Source organism: Zobellella denitrificans (genome assembly GCF_002237365.1).
Classification (GTDB): domain Bacteria; phylum Pseudomonadota; class Gammaproteobacteria; order Enterobacterales; family Aeromonadaceae; genus Oceanimonas; species Oceanimonas denitrificans.
On the sequence record NZ_NMUO01000094.1, the window covers coordinates 1 to 15,506 of the forward strand.

At 45.8% G+C, this 15,506-nt stretch carries 11 protein-coding genes, 1 tRNA gene and 1 pseudogene; 3 read left to right on the plus strand and 10 right to left on the minus strand.

From position 1 onward, the window contains the following. Window positions 1-119: 119 nt before the first annotated feature. The 10 genes and pseudogenes from CGX12_RS19635 to CGX12_RS16135 all read right to left on the minus strand — a co-directional run bounded on the left by CGX12_RS19635 (window position 120) and on the right by CGX12_RS16135 (window position 13,425). On the minus strand, window positions 120-509 hold the full coding sequence (locus CGX12_RS19635; RefSeq protein WP_142995650.1) for a glycosyltransferase family protein: 390 nt from the start codon (window positions 507-509) through the stop codon (window positions 120-122). Beyond that, window positions 509-1,711: a glycosyltransferase family 4 protein gene (locus tag CGX12_RS16105; protein ID WP_217898194.1), complete on the minus strand. Its 1,203-nt coding sequence runs from the start codon at window positions 1,709-1,711 to the stop codon at window positions 509-511. The genes CGX12_RS19635 and CGX12_RS16105 overlap by 1 nt, the downstream gene beginning before the upstream one ends. Beyond that, window positions 1,704-3,425: a hypothetical protein gene (locus CGX12_RS19640; RefSeq protein WP_142995651.1), complete on the minus strand. Its 1,722-nt coding sequence runs from the start codon at window positions 3,423-3,425 to the stop codon at window positions 1,704-1,706. The genes CGX12_RS16105 and CGX12_RS19640 overlap by 8 nt, the downstream gene beginning before the upstream one ends. A gap of 1 nt (window position 3,426) precedes the next feature. Beyond that, window positions 3,427-4,749 (minus strand): glycosyltransferase family 4 protein, encoded by a 1,323-nt coding sequence (locus CGX12_RS16110; protein ID WP_176442094.1) that lies wholly within the window; start codon window positions 4,747-4,749, stop codon window positions 3,427-3,429. Window positions 4,750-5,261: 512 nt separating this feature from the next. Then, window positions 5,262-5,413: pseudogene (locus CGX12_RS16115) on the minus strand (ATP-binding protein); the annotation flags it as partial. A gap of 53 nt (window positions 5,414-5,466) precedes the next feature. Then, on the minus strand, window positions 5,467-8,181 hold the full coding sequence (locus tag CGX12_RS19645) for a GT-D fold domain-containing protein (protein WP_142995652.1): 2,715 nt from the start codon (window positions 8,179-8,181) through the stop codon (window positions 5,467-5,469). An 18-nt stretch (window positions 8,182-8,199) separates the two neighbouring features. Further along, entirely contained in the window at window positions 8,200-9,999 is a 1,800-nt protein-coding gene (locus CGX12_RS16120; RefSeq protein WP_094040873.1) for a glycosyltransferase family 4 protein, read from the minus strand. Window positions 10,000-10,039: 40 nt separating this feature from the next. Then, entirely contained in the window at window positions 10,040-11,320 is a 1,281-nt protein-coding gene (gene wecC / locus CGX12_RS16125; RefSeq protein WP_094040874.1) for a UDP-N-acetyl-D-mannosamine dehydrogenase, read from the minus strand. Between the two features lie 29 nt (window positions 11,321-11,349). Further along, entirely contained in the window at window positions 11,350-12,480 is a 1,131-nt protein-coding gene (gene wecB, locus CGX12_RS16130; RefSeq protein WP_094040875.1) for a non-hydrolyzing UDP-N-acetylglucosamine 2-epimerase, read from the minus strand. Window positions 12,481-13,351: 871 nt separating this feature from the next. Continuing rightward, window positions 13,352-13,425 (minus strand) — tRNA-Gly (locus CGX12_RS16135). A gap of 505 nt (window positions 13,426-13,930) precedes the next feature. Here CGX12_RS16135 and rcsF point away from each other — a divergent pair. The 3 genes from rcsF (at window position 13,931) to CGX12_RS16150 (ending at window position 15,459) form a co-directional block, all read left to right on the plus strand. Continuing rightward, entirely contained in the window at window positions 13,931-14,299 is a 369-nt protein-coding gene (rcsF, locus tag CGX12_RS16140; RefSeq protein WP_094040876.1) for an Rcs stress response system protein RcsF, read from the plus strand. After that, window positions 14,299-15,006, plus strand: a complete 708-nt coding sequence (gene tsaA, locus CGX12_RS16145) for a tRNA (N6-threonylcarbamoyladenosine(37)-N6)-methyltransferase TrmO (protein WP_094040877.1) — start codon at window positions 14,299-14,301, stop codon at window positions 15,004-15,006. The genes rcsF and tsaA overlap by 1 nt, the downstream gene beginning before the upstream one ends. A 93-nt stretch (window positions 15,007-15,099) precedes the next feature. Then, the gene (locus tag CGX12_RS16150; protein WP_094040878.1) at window positions 15,100-15,459 is read left to right on the plus strand and encodes a four helix bundle protein; all 360 of its coding nucleotides are present in this window, start codon (window positions 15,100-15,102) and stop codon (window positions 15,457-15,459) included. Window positions 15,460-15,506: the final 47 nt, after the last annotated feature.

Consider the following 15,506-nt stretch of genomic DNA (forward strand, 5'->3'; position numbering starts at 1 on the left):
AAGCAGAAGATAGCCAGCATGAACACAGACTATCTGGATCAGGTCTTGGCAGCGGGACTGAGGGCGATGGCGGCGCAGTGAGCATGAATACCTTGGTTTTTAACAAAATGTTCACGCTCTCACCCTGGTTTAGCACCGAGGTAAGCTGTCATTAATCGAGAGGACGTTGCCACAACAATATCGTATTGTTCACCCGGGATGTGCTTATGAACGTTCATCGAAAAATAGGAAAAACCACGAACCTGCCCCACCAATCCGTCAATAGTGTTTGGCAAAGGAACACGGTTAACGGAATAAGGATAATCGCCGTCATCCGAAATCACTGGCCGATGGCTCTGGTAGCGGTTAGGACTGGTAGTAACCACATCCAGCTGCACATTTTTTCCACTAGTTGTAACCAAAGATCGAGCCAGCGCCTCGGCACGAAAGGAGCCAGCGCAAAGGTCTGGGGGAAAGTAGTAGGAGACCAGCAGAACACGAACAGGCTTTTGTTGTTCCCAAAATGCCATTAACTATGCTCTCCGGAAATTACAGAGTTATATAGAGCAACAAGCTCCTGCTCCTGCTCCTCCCAGCTCAGAGTTTTCGATGCCTTCTCCGCATTAATAGAATACCGCTGACGCAACTTGGAGCTTTCAACCAAATGAATTAATGCCGTGACTAACTCATCCTCATCACCTGAACGGACCAATAGTCCCAAGTCATGCCGCTTTACAACTCGAGAAATTTCCGGCAAATCAGAAGCCACAATAGGCAACTTGGCAATCACGTACTCAAACAACTTATTAGAATCCGTTGTAAAATGATTAAGGCAAGTATTTTCAATAGGTTGAACACCAATATCGGCAGATACCGTGTAATGAGGCAGCTCCTGCAAAGGAACTGTCGGGATAAAGAACACTCTACTTTCAAGGCCAAGAGATTTCACCAGAGTCTTCAAGTCAACTTCAATACTGCCACTACCAACAAATACAAAATAGGCGCCAGCCACCCTTTTTGCAGATTTAACTAACCGCTCCAACCCACGACCAGGTTGCAACCCACCTTGGTAAAGGACGATCGGAAAAGACTCTTTTAAATCCAACTCGCACCGAATTCTATCATTATCTTCAACCTTAACCAGGCGAGGCCGATTTTGGAGCACCAAAGGCCGGGGCATTCTGTAAGCACGGGCAAAAAACTTCGCCCGAGCATCCGTAGTTGTAATATTACCTGCTGCCTTTGGCATGATAGCCCCCTCAATACAGGAAACCAACCGTCCAATTTTTCGATACCCCTCTCTGCCCGAACTAATCTCATGGGCATCATACACCAAGCGAGCTCCCGATAATTTTGAAGCCAGCCAAGCCGTTGGCAATACATTCACATCATGCGCATGGATAACCGTCGAACGTCGACGGACAAGACTACCTATCATCGCCAGATGAGTAAGCAGACGGCCAACAAGAAGGGCAAAAAGCTCAATATGGTTACGCTTTGCTGTATGTTTTCGGGGTTTGAGTAGTCGCAACCCTTGGCTGCACCCATGGCGTATTACCTCAACGCCTGAAGGCAGGAGCTCTCTTTTTTCTGTATAGCCGGGGGCATGAAGTGCATGTACGGTAACTCGATAGCCAGCACGAGCCAAGGTTTCAGCCTCGTTTTTTACACGGGCGTCATTCTGGAAAGTGTTCCAGACCAGCATATCAATAGCATGTTGACTTTTAAGCATTTAATTCACGCCTTTCTACACTATCCAAGCGGGCAAGCATTTCAGGAATAAGGTCAAGCGCATCCGAGAACAGCTGCCGGGTGTATTTCATTTCAAAAGCTGAAGCAAGCGCAACCAACTCTACCTCAGCCAACGACACATTTTCTAATGACGGACGCCTATGGGTCGCGAACTCCAAGTAAACACCTAGCTTCTTCAGGCGTTTGGGGTCAACTCGCCATCCGGTTCCTATCGGATCAAGTCCCCATTTTCCCCAGTTCAGAATTACCAACTCATCTACTTCGTCATTAATCAGAATACCAGAAGGGGTAATATCGGGCAAAGTGACGACAAGAGGCATGTGTTTAAGTATGTTTTTGAGCAGGAAAAAGCGCGAGCTCAAGCTGCCGACATGCTCCCTTTGAGAAGAATTAACCGCACAAACATTGAGTTTATCGAGAAGAGACGGCTCAAGTCGCTCCCATAGTAAAGGCCTGGATCGCCCATATAGCTTGGTTAAATTGACCGACGGCTCTATGCACATAAGTCGGCCTTGCACCATCTCGGGAATACCATGTATCTCATCTGGCTTAGGAGACCTTCCGTTAGGCATCCGATAAAGCAAGCAGTGAAAACCACCGACAACAGTGCTAGCTATCAATTCTGGGAATGGCAAGCCAAGTATCTTCTCTCTTGCCAGCGTCGACTCATGAACCGCAAAGGACTTGCGGTGACCATCAAAAATTTTCACTAAAAACACGTCTGAATCAGTATCCTTACCATGCACCTTCAGGCCGAGAACATCACGAGTACCAGTTTGATACCACTGTACAGCGCTACATCCCTTCCAGCTATCAAAGTATTCAGAAAAAAGTGGATCTAACCATTCCTTCGTATCATTATTTTGAACAAGTGACCACACACCATGGTTTGGTTCATGCGTTCTCGACATAAATGCTTTACCATGAAAAAAAAGCGGCTCCAACTTGCTCTTAAGACTGACTAAGGAGAAAATATCCACAATCGTGCCAGTAATACGCTGTAACATAATCCGCCCCAGCAAAATCGACACGATCGCCACCATCACACTTTGTGATTCAAAAAGAACAAAATCAACAACTAAATATCCAAAAAGAACAAAAAAACCAACACTGGAGACCAATTTAAGACATTGAACCAGATTGCGTTCTAATCGAAAAAAAATGCCACTCTGATACTTATAGGAAAACCAAAATAACGCACAAACACTCAACAAGTATGAACATATAACCAGCACTATCTCAGGATAAAGTACGACAAGCACAACAAACCCCAGAGCAAAAAAAACAGCGCCAGCTAACCCTCTAGAAAATCGCTGATAAGACGTTGACGCTATTTCCTCTTGATTTTCAAACAAATACAGCTTATTGCTTTTTCTTAGTAAAACTCCGCTAGCAAAATGAGTTACTATTGAAATTGACCTTTCAAAGACCACGTGTAATAAAAAAAGAACAACAGCTCCGCCACTAAAAATGGCAACAAGAACGTCTTTACCATGTTCAGACAGCACATAAGGGATATACTTTGGAATTCCATCGGAGCCCAGCAAAATGATAACCTTCAAAGGCAGAAAAGAGGCAATCAATGCAGACAGCTGGGACACCAGAGTAAGTAGTACGATAACAATTGTTGACCAAGGAACAACACGCCAAAACTTCAGGCCAAGTGAGACTAACCACTTCAAGCTGATAATCATATCAGTGCTCACCCCAAGAAGGTTCTTCTTGCATAGAGGTAGTTTTTTTATAAACATTCAAAAGTTCAAGAGCCCTACTCTGCCATGTGGGGACACGATTGTTATTTGATTCATAAACAACAGAACTTAAAACATCAAAAAGGCATGGAGCTTGCTCAAAATCCACTACTCTATATCCACTCTTTGGTACAGTATCCCCCAATGCCTGAGCCAATGGTCTACTTATAAGCAGAGGCCGATTATGCGCCATCACCTCAAAAGGTTTAATAGCAGGAACCAGTCGTGTCAAAAGATGATCTTTTCTTGGCAAGGCTACGGCGTCCATGGCCAAGTAATATGCAGACACATCCTTAGAGTCGACTCGTCCTGTAAATATCACTCTGTTTTCAGCACCCAACGACTTAGCCAATTTTTTTAAAGATATATCTTGCTTACCTCCTCCAACGATAAGAAGATAAGGCCGTTTTTTTTCAATGGTGCGAGCGTGAAGCTGAATAAGAAGATCTAAGCCTTCATACTCGACAAGCGAGCCGAGATAACCAATAACCTTTGCATCAAAAGGAATTCCGTAACGTTCTCTTACTTTTTCACGAACCTGATCCTCATCAATTTGTTTTGGCAAAAACGTCGCATTTCCTACAACGGATATTTTATTTCGACATACTCCTTTCTCAGCTAACCACTCAGCCATTGCCTCTGAAAGAGTGACTACATGATCTACAGCAATGCAAGCTTCCAGTTCTCTTTTCTCGACATATTGATAATGCTCTGAGCTTTCATAGCCTTGTACAGAAAAGGCTTTGGTGATATGCCACAGCCCCCTTAGCTCGTATATTGATTTAACTCCAAGCTTACGCCCAGCCTTGGCAACAGCGATCCCATTGAGATAGTTAGATGCTGCGTGAAAAACAGAAACATCCTTAGCCTCAGCATAATTGCACAATTGTTCTGCGTAGCTATCAATATAGTCACTTTCGGGTGAATACAAGGTCACAGGAGAGCGGGGGAAAAACGTAAACGATATTCCGTGATATTCCTTTGATTCGCATTTGAGTTTAAAATTATGCTTTGGTAAGTCCCAAGGGTAGCCTGGCCTTACTACAGCATGAACATTCACCCCCTGGTGTTTTAGTGCTTCAATCAACGCACTGGAACGAGATGCATAGCCTGAAGGATCATAGGCTCCACAGCTGTGAAATACACAAACAACATTTCCATTATATGGTTTACATATCCCTTTCCCCTCTCTACTTTCAATATCGGTAAAATGGTAATTGTCAAGATAGCTCTTCATATCAGCCAATCTGAGCTTGAGCTTCGACACCTCGGAAATTCCGAAACACCCAACACGCAGAAGAGCTAACGGTCGCGTAAACTCACCTTTTTTGGCTAAAACCAACGACTGAAAAGGCGGAATAAGTTTAAACGTTCTTAAAATAACCCTAGATAACATTCCTTGTCGAGGATGCTCAAACAATTTCCGCACATATCCCTTCAAGTCATACATATTTTTATAATAAGTCCCAAACAAAAATTAAAGCTACAACGCTATAGAGAAAAATTATGGAGCCAGCAATTTTACCAATATTCTCGACAGGTTAAGTGGAATTTGGGCTAAATGGCTGTTCCGAACAGTAGGTCACTCCTAGCAGATACTGGGAGCAACTAAAGAGGTAGGGCAAGATTACGAAACCCACAGTCCTGCCAAGACTTGCGACAGGTAGGAGTTGCTTCGGCTTGCTCGCTTTTTTTTTTTGCGCTTCATTCCGGCCTTAAAGCAGGTATCTCCCTTCAATGTATTGAACACAATATGCCGAATCATGGCCATGTTTTTGCCGGCCAAGCTTTCCCCCTTGATGTTCAGCGTCGTTGAGTGGTGCCGGAGTCGGTCGAGGATGGCCGTGGCGATGACCTGATCTCCGAACACCACCCCAGTCCATGAAGCACTTGCTCGACGCTAGGATGGTGCTGGCCCGCTCATAGCGCCGCATTATCTTGCCTTGGCCATATCCCCCGACAGAGCCGAGGGATTACCTTGTTATTAATCAAATTCCATTTTCGAGTAACCTAGTTTACGAGAAACTTCTTCCAATTCATCAAGAAGGTGGGCATTGACGTTCTCCCAATCATCTTTACTATATATAGGTTTTTCAAAATCAAACTTATGAATTGAATCATTACTTCTAACGTGACCTTTCCGCGCATTTAACACATCAGATTCATTCAAATTAAAACCAATACTTTTAAACCTAGGAAGTAAACCAATCAGATCCTCTTCCAAACATTCAACTCGAATAACTCCCGCCAGAGTGTTCCGCAAAACAATACGATACCAATAAACATAAGATGCGATTGCCCTCTCCAAGCTTGTACCAAACTCAGCAATATCCACTCCCTCCAGATCATAAATATGGTATCGTCGAAAACTGAAGGAGCGAGCTTTACAGTTCTCCATTGCAATTGACGGAATAGACTTAATCGGAGAGCGCGCATAAGCTAACATCATCTCAAACTTTAAGTCTGTATAAGGTGCATTTCCCCATGGCACATGACAATCTCTTACTGCATGCATCCAACTACAAATACCATCTCTAGCAAACTTTTCATGTCCAAGCCGAATACCACAGTTACTGAGAATTCCGGCAACATATCCAGATGCACACCTTGGGTGCCCAATGAGTTGAACTTTGTAAGAACTTGGATTACTAGTTGGCTGTCGCTTAGCGAGCTGATGATTTAAATGTAAATTGATATTCCGATGTGTGCGAAAGTCAGTTGTAATATAACCCTGCACATCTGACCGTCCAGATTTAATTAGTGGAAAAGATTTAATTCCTGAACCTGGAATCAGATATTCCCTAGGCTCGAACTCAATTTCTTTATGAGAAAAAACTCGTGTCTGATGGCCCATGAAGTAATCAGCGGCAGAACCAATATCTATAGCAATACCACCCATTTCCTTTATGCGGTAGCAGAAGTATTTACCGATAAAGCCTGCAGCGACCAAATAAACCTCGCCAGCTTCCACATTAAGCTCACCCGTAATCCTTTGCATACAGTCCGGATACATAGGTTCAGACAATAACTCTCCATTAAACCGAGAAGAATAGGCTTTCTCTGGAGGAATAGTATATTGTTTTCTTATCTTCAATCCGAACTGATGCAATAAGCTTTCCCGAAGATCGTGGCATGAAATAACCGAAACACTTTCTAAATCCCTAAACAGTTCTCTATATAAATCCCATCGAATAAGCGACTGATGTACATGACATGACGTCAATACAGTTTTAGAAAGAAAACTAGAGCTTTCACCATTGAAATAGTCCAACATTCGCAAGAAGGCATCACGGTGCTCTTTAGCCGACTCTGCAGAATAGCTTTGATTATCAAATATACGCCACTTGGGTACAACCCCAATAATGTCAGCACTCTTAAGACTCTGCTCAATTATGCTAGAAAGTGAAAAATAATCTTCTTTAGTAGGCTTAAATTCACTGCCCCACCAAGTTGTTAAAATCCGCTCTAATGATTTTCTATCACCACTCGCAAATCCACATTCATTCGTTGGTATAAATAGTGCCTCACCATCACCAATTCTAACAAAGGAGGTTGGCTCTCTTTTTTTTATGCGATGTTGAAGTTCACTCACAAGTGCTAAGCATTCTTCAAAACTTGATTCAGTATGTAAAAAACTTTTTCGTGTTTTTTCTTCTAACTGACAAACGCCGTTATAAAGTGCAACTTCATCAGGTGAACGATTAATGAATCGTGTTTTATAACCTTCACGTAGTTTTTTTGTTATTTCACGAAAAACTTCTATTTCGACAGGATTTATTTCACACATGGCCAACATTTTTTCTTGTTGTGCTTCCAATGCCATCTCATGTAATCGCAGTTGCTGATAGTCAGTTAATGCATCAGAAGGTATAAATCCTTCAAGCTCTGAATAGCTAAACCCTTTCTTGTAGAGGAGATTTATTACGTCATAAACTTTTGATTGAGGAATAAGCTTATTCCCAAGCCCTTTAAGTAAGACATGGCCATCATTCTTATCTAATGCTGCAGCTTTCAGAGAAATGATAAACTCAATATATTCTTTCTCTTTCAGTAAACCACGAGCATTATTTTTTAATTGTTCAAGTTTTTCATAAGCCCCCATATAAAGATAGACATGGGCAGCATTTTTCAGATAGCCAAGATCCACTACATCTTTTTCCCCATACTTTTCCAAGTAGTGAATAAAATCATCATAGCGCTTAATTGCAAGAAGAAAAGATAGAAAAGCCTTTAACTCATCGCCATTAAAACCACTTATATCTAGATCTTGGTAAACCTCGTCATAAAGTCGTTCAAGAGCCATCCGATCAGGGGTGTACTGATTCAAGACACGTAACCCTAAGACAACGGTCTTACTATTTCCCCTGATTGTTGGTCGTGATATATCCTCTATCCCACGGGACTTTACATATAGCCATATAAGAACATGCAAGCAGGTTGGAATTGATGATTTTTGGCTTAGAATACTAGGCTCAACACTCTCCTTATCATTACTCATTAGTCTATCTAAGCCGCAAAACAAACTAAAAGCAAATGCATAATTTACTTTAGTTATCCTTTTAATCTCACTACTCCATATACAAGCGAAAAACTCTTTTTTGAAAATATTGCTATCATCAATACAAACTATTCTATCCAAGTCTTTGAGCACATGATAAGCAACAGGTTTTTTAAATTTCTTCTTAATATAAGTAAACATAAAACCTCTTTTAAGGTATTAAATATTAGCCTCTACCAACCTAGAGTATTGCTGCACAATTTCTTCAACGACTTGATCCCATGTCCTATTACTGTGAACAAACTCTAATGCATTCCTAGCAAGCATTTTAGCCATTCCTGAATTTTTAGAGAGTATAAGAATTTTATCAGCAATACAGTAAGGATCTCCGGCATCGTGGACTAACGCTGTACAACCATGTTCAACCATTTCAGCAAGAGCTGGCACACTGGAGACTAGTAGAGGAATACCCATAGCCATTGACTCAAGTGGCTTCAATGGAGAAACAAGTTCGCATACTTTAAAGGGCTTTCTTGGTAATACAGAAAGATTAAACAATGAATAGTATTTTTTAACCTCTTCTGGGGATACTTTTCCAATAAATATAACTACATTATCGAGTTCAGCTTTTTTTACTTGTTCTTCAAGAGAAAAACGTGCATCACCATCCCCAACTATTATCAGGCGAAGTTGAGGTAACTCTTTTTTAAGGATTCCCACTGCTGTAATTAGATCATCCAATCCCTCATATGCAACTATCGACCCAACATACCCTATCACAAAATGGTTAGCGTCAAGCCCCATGCTAGTAGCCAGTACATCATTACGTTTAATACGTTTAAATCTCTCGGCATTAATTGCATTTGGCAAAAGGCTAATCTTCTCTAAACTCACATATCGAGAAACCAGCTCACTGGATAAAGCCTGAGTTAGTGTAAACACGTGGTCAGCATGACAGGATACCAAACTCTCAATCGAACGATCTAAGTCAAAACGCTCAGTATTTTCCCAACCAAGTTTCTTCGATGCAGATGTATACTCCCAAAGTCCGCGAACTTCGTAGATGAATGGTATACCTAGCCTTCGTGCTGCAATTAGAGCGGGTAATCCTGACTCATAATTAGATGCTGCATGAATAATAGATGGTTTTATCCGTAGGGCAGCCTCGACAACTCGTTCGGCTGCTTCATTCAAATATTCATCATATCGTACTTGGCGTCGGTGATTTCCTCGGAGTCGTTCATAGCAAACCCCATCGCTCTCATTCACCAAATTTTTTGTAATATATTTTGCATCTGACCGATCAAGCGGATAACCTGGTCTCGTAACACAGTGTACCGTCCATCCTTTATGCTGAAGAGCTTGAATTATATCATGGGTCCTTGATGTATAGCCAGTCACGTGATAAGGGCGTGAGCTAGATGCCACATACATTGATACATTAGGCTCGGGGCTATACACAGGCTTAATCTCTTTACTAGGTATTTGGGGAAGATGTTTTTTTAAAATATAAGCACCTTCAATTTGCCTAATTTTTTCTAAAATTGATACCGACGAAAAAAGATTCTGAGGCAAGCCCTGTATTAGCTCCCATGCAAAAGAAATACTACCGTTATCCCAAGCTGCAAGCCCACATTTAAGTTTCCACTCAACTCTACTATCATAAGCCACTGATAACTTGAGAAGAATTAGTGCATCACCAACATTAACCGACATAACAAGCCGGCTCAAACCTAAAAATATTCTGGCACGTTTCCCTTCAGATCTACATTGTTTATTTACTTCTTCAATTACTGTCTCTACACCATACTTTTGGTATAAATTAAAAAAATAAGAATATCTTTTTTCATTTCTGTGTTTCAAGTATTTTTTTAGATACCCCTGCTGCCTCTCATTCAAAAAGTGTTGCCAAACCACCTTGGAAACACCAATAGACATATATTTGACGTGATTTACTATTCTCGAAGAAAAATACTGATTTAATGGCCTAACTTCTCGAGCTATATAGCTAAGCTTCATATTATTACCTACTACTAATTCGGTTAACTGAGTCTAGTGATCATCTTGTACCCCACAGCCCTTTAGTATCAACCATAAATAAAAAATCATGTAAAGAGAAATCATACTCTTTAAATTCTCGATGGTCCACAAGAAGGACTATAATATCTGCAGTAACCCCTTGACTCATAGGTACAAGCATTAAATTAGTTGATACCGAAAGCGGTAAATTTTTAATATTTGGCTCAACGACCCATATAATAGAAGAATGTAGCTCCCCAATAGCATTGGCAATTTTCAACGCAGGGCTCTCACGCAGATCATCAATATCCGGTTTGAATGCCAGTCCAAAACAGGCAATGGTTACATCCTTGGCGGCTTTACTCGGGTTTGCACTCAGGAATTTATCAATGACTTGTTGAACCTTTTTCAGCACCCATTCCGGTTTACTGTCGTTCACCTCACGGGCCGTTCTGATAATCCGCGCTTCATCAGGTGTTTCACTCACAATGAACCAGGGATCCACGGCAATGCAGTGACCACCTACACCCGGGCCAGGCTGGAGGATATTGACTCTGGGGTGACGATTGGCCAGATTTATCAATTCCCAAACATTTATCTCCAGCTTGTCGCAGATAATGGAAAGTTCATTGGCGAAGGCAATGTTCACATCCCTGAAACTGTTTTCCGTTAACTTGGCCATCTCAGCAGTGCGAGCGGTAGTGGTAATACAACCTCCTTCGACAAAAATCTTGTACAAAGAAACAGCCGCTTCGGAGCACTTCGGAGTCATTCCACCGATGACTCTGTCATTCTCCACAAGCTCTCTTACCACATGGCCGGGTAGAACCCGTTCAGGACAGTGAGCAATACGGATATCCGAGTCTTCACCATGAGTTTGCGGAAAAGTCAGATCTGGCCGCTCTTCAGCCAGCCATTGGGCCATCTGCTCAGTAGCACCCACTGGAGATGTGGATTCCAGAATCACCAGGTTGCCTTTCTGTAATAATGGGGCAATAGCTTTGCTCGCCGCTTCAATATATGTAAGATCTGGCACATGATCGTTGCCTCTTTCAACCTTGAACGGAGTTGGTACAGCAATCAGGTAGGCATCTGCTGGCTCAGGCTTGGTGGTTGCTCGTAAGTAACCTTCTGTTACTGCAGCATGAACCACAATATCCAGCTCTGGCTCTACAATGTGGATATCACCACGGTTAATGGTATCCACTGCGCTCTGGTTAATATCCACTCCTATAACATGCTTACGACGGGAAGCAATCACAGCGGCGGTGGGTAAACCAATATAGCCCAGCCCAATCACAGAAATAGTATTGAATTCCATAAGATACCTTTTAATCAAAAAATTATAATTTATTTCTGGCCAAAGCCGGACAGTGCTTCAAGAATGCGGGCACAGGCCTCACCGTCACCGTAGGGGTTATGGGCAAAACTCATCGCCTCATAGGCTGCGGTATCAGTCAGCAACAGTGAAAGCTCCTTCACGATGGTATCCACGTCGGTACCCACCAGCTTCACTGTGCCGGCTTCTACCGCCTCCGGACGCTCCGTGGTTTCCCTCATTACCAGAACAGGCTTGCCCAACGATGGGGCTTCTTCTTGTATACCACCTGAATCAGTCAAAATCACGGATGCGCGGTTCATTAGGTACACAAATGGAAGGTAATCGGTAGGCTCAATCAGGTGTACATTGTTCAGATGATTCAGCAGCCGATGAACAGGCTCCTGAACATTCGGGTTGAGATGCACCGGGTATAGAAAATCCACCCCCGGATGGTTAGCAGCCACTTTCGCAATGGCCTCACAGATTCGCTCAAAACCACCTCCAAAGCTTTCTCTACGATGGCCGGTAATCAACACGAGCTGAGTATGTTCCCGCAAAAACAGAAAGCGCTCAGCCATCTCAGTCTGCAGTTGTTGGTTGTGCTTCAACTTGCGTACTACATCCAGAAGTGCATCAATTACGGTATTGCCGGTAACCACAATATTGCCTTCGGCAATACCTTCAGCCAGCAAATTGGTCCGGGAGGTTGTGGTTGGAGCGAAATGCAAGGCAGCTAGCGAGCCAGCCAGTTTACGATTGGCTTCTTCTGGCCAGGGTGAATATAGGTTGCCGGTACGTAGCCCTGCTTCAACATGCCCTACGGGAATTTGCTGATAATAGGCAGCCAAAGAAGTAGCCAGAGTTGTGGCCGTATCACCATGCACCAGGACGATGTCTGGTTTCTCAGTAGACAGTACTTCACGCAAACCTGTCAGAATGGCACAGGTCACATCTGTCAGATCCTGGCCTGGCCTCATAACATTCAGATCATGGTCAGGCGTTATGTCAAACAGCTCAAGCACTTGATCCAGCATTTCACGGTGCTGTGCAGTAACACATACCTTGGCATCAAAACGGCTATCTGCAGCCAGAGCATGTACCAAAGGGGCCATTTTGATCGCTTCGGGGCGAGTACCAAAAACGGTAAGAATTTTTTTCATTTTTCCTATGTTCTTTGCGTTTCAAGATTTATTGACACAGAGCAGATTACGATCCTCAAGCCCTGAAAGAACTAAATAACTGATCCTAATAGTGCTACATCGACCGGGTCCCGCACGTAGACACGCCATGAACCCATTCCTGGGGGGCTCCGCCGTGCCATCCCTGGCGCGGAGGATCTGCTTAGCGGAACCCAGTCGCTGCCGGTAGTGATCTACCATTCGGAACAGTTACTTAGCGATAGATAGATAGTCACTATTGCAGCCTTCTCGTTGTTGCTTATGCTACGAACTCGTCTTTCGGCCAGTGCCGGCATTCAGAGCATCAAAAGAAATACACAGGATCTCAGCAAAGCCTCCAGCCTGCCTCGGTGGAGCCAGAGTCGGCAGCTAACTTCCTTCTCCCAGCACCACCTCCAATCGCCTGTGTTACTGGCCTTCAATCGGCCAAGCCGTAAACTAAGGTTTTGTTATATGGATTTTTATAATCCACTCTTGACTCATGATCTGCCCCCAGAAACGCTACCGCCCGTAGGGTTGTGTTGGCCAATCCCCCACGGCCTGCGGCACAGTCTGCCCGGCAGCCGTGCTGCCGGTGTTGCCAACAATCCGCTTCTTGCACCGAACGGCCCTACCGGGCGGCACTTTCGTTGCATATTGCGAATTGTTCGGGCTGCAGATAAAAAATGTCGGGCAAGTGTACTGAAATTATGGGGGCGATAAAACCTTGGATATATGGCAATTTTTGTCGCTAGTGTGGGTTAGGGAGTGAAATTAAAAATGAGAATCAATATCAAAAATAAATAAAAATTAGTGGTCCCGCAAAAGCCGAGGTTTCTAGGGAAGGGCTAAAAATGGATTTTATTCAGATGCTTGGAGCGGGTGAAGGGAATCGAACCCTCGTATGCAGCTTGGGAAGCTGCCGTTCTGCCATTGAACTACACCCGCATGGGAGGCGTGCTTGCAAGTGCTTAACTATAACCGGTTTTGTGTGTTCGGCAATCCCCCAAGTGGTTGATTGGACAAGGAGTGAGCGATATTAAGGGCAGGTTTTATCTTGTGCCGGTTTATGGGCGGCGGCTGTGGTGCTTTTTGCGACAGGAGTGGTCGAGGGGGCTTGGTTGGGTGGTTTGGTCGGGTGTCTTGGTCGAGAACCTTGGTCGAATAAATTCGACCCTACATGATGTGTTCCTGCTGCGCGGGAATGCAGGCGAGCCGCCTGCGCTCCAGGGGCGGGAATGCAGGCGAGCCGCCTGCGCTCCAGGAGCGGGAATGCAGGCGAGCCGCCTGCGCTCCAGGGGCGGGAATGCAGGCGGGCCTGTTTGTTCCCGCTGCGCGGGAATGCAGGCGGGCCGCCTGCGCTCCAAGAACCCGCTGCGCTCCGGAGCCATTGGCAGCCTTGCCGCCATGGTGCAGAATAGGCGCAGCTTCACTCTTCTATTAAGGACAAGTCATGCGTCTTCTTGGTGTTACCCTCGCCGCCCTCGCCCTTTCCGGTTGTGCCGGCTGGGGTTTCGACAGCAATGTTTCTCCCACCGGTATCAAGGAATATTACAAGGGCGATGCGGTCCGGCTTTACAGCAAGGCGGAGCTGGAAGGGGTGAACTACGTGACCCTGGGCTCGGTGGAGGGCGAGGCCTGCCAGATAGAGGCCAACGAGGCACCGCCCAAAGAGGCCGACGCCCGCGCCCAGCTGCGCCGCCGCGCCGCCGACATGGGCGCCAACGGCGTGGTGCTAGACAGTTGCATCCGCTTTAACGACATGCCCGGCTGCCTGGAGCAGGTGCTGTGCAGCGGCCAGGCCGTGGTGGTTGCCGACTGATGGAGCCGGTCTGCCTCGACCCCATCGGCCTGGTCCGCTCGCCCTACAAGGAAAAGTTCGCCGTGCCCCGCCAGCCGGGGCTGGTTACCCGCGCCCGCGCCCGGCTCGAGATACTGCCCCCCTACAACGAGCCCAGCGCCTTTCGCGGCCTGGCCGAGTTCAGCCACCTGTGGTTGGTGTTCGTGTTCCACCACACCCGGGAGCAGGGCTGGAACCCCACGGTGCGCCCGCCGCGCCTGGGTGGCAACGAGCGGGTGGGCGTGTTCGCCACCCGCTCCACCTTCAGGCCCAATCCCCTGGGGCTGTCGGTGGTACAGTTGCTCGACATGTGCCGGGACGGCAGCAAAGTCTGGCTGGAGCTGGGCGGCGTGGATCTGGTGGACGGCACCCCGGTGGTGGACATCAAGCCCTACCTGCCGTGGGCCGACGCGGTGCCGGGCGCCCACGGCGGCTTTGCGCCGGCGCCGCCGGACATCAGCATGGAGGTGATCTTCAGCCCGGCGGCCGAGCTTGCCTGCGAGCGTTCCTCCGTTCCGGAGCTTAAAGAGTTTATCACCGAGGTGCTGGTGCAGGATCCGCGCCCGGCCTACAAGCGGGTGGCCCAGAGCTGGCAGCAGTACGGGGTGCGCCTGTACCACTACAATGTGCGCTACGAGGTGTTCGGCCAGCTCACCCGGGTGCTTGAAATTGTGAGGAGTGAGGAGTGAGGAGTGAGGAGTGAGGAGAATTTCGCTGCTAAGCGAGTACTTCTGCCACTGGCTATACTGTTGCTTTAAACGGCTACTCACTCAGGGTTTGCTATGCGTAAACATCATAACCTGGATGTCTGGAAAGATGCCATGCGCTTGGTTACTGATGTGTACCAGCTTACCACTCATTTTCCCGACTCCGAGCGCTTTGGACTTATCAGCCAGATGCGCCGCTGCGCCGTGTCGGTGCCCAGCAACATAGCTGAAGGTGCCGCCAGGGGCAGTAACGCCGATTTTCTGCGCTTTCTTTATATTGCCCGAGGCTCTCTCAGCGAACTTGAAACTCAGCTTTTGATCGCAGCCCAGCTGAACTTTGCCGATGATATTTATCCGCTTACCGAAGACATACACCACTTGTTCGCCCGCCTGGGTGGCCTGATTAACTACCTGAAGTCACAAAATGCTTCTTGAGTACACAGCGTGAGATAAACACACCCCTCACCCCTCACCCCTCACTC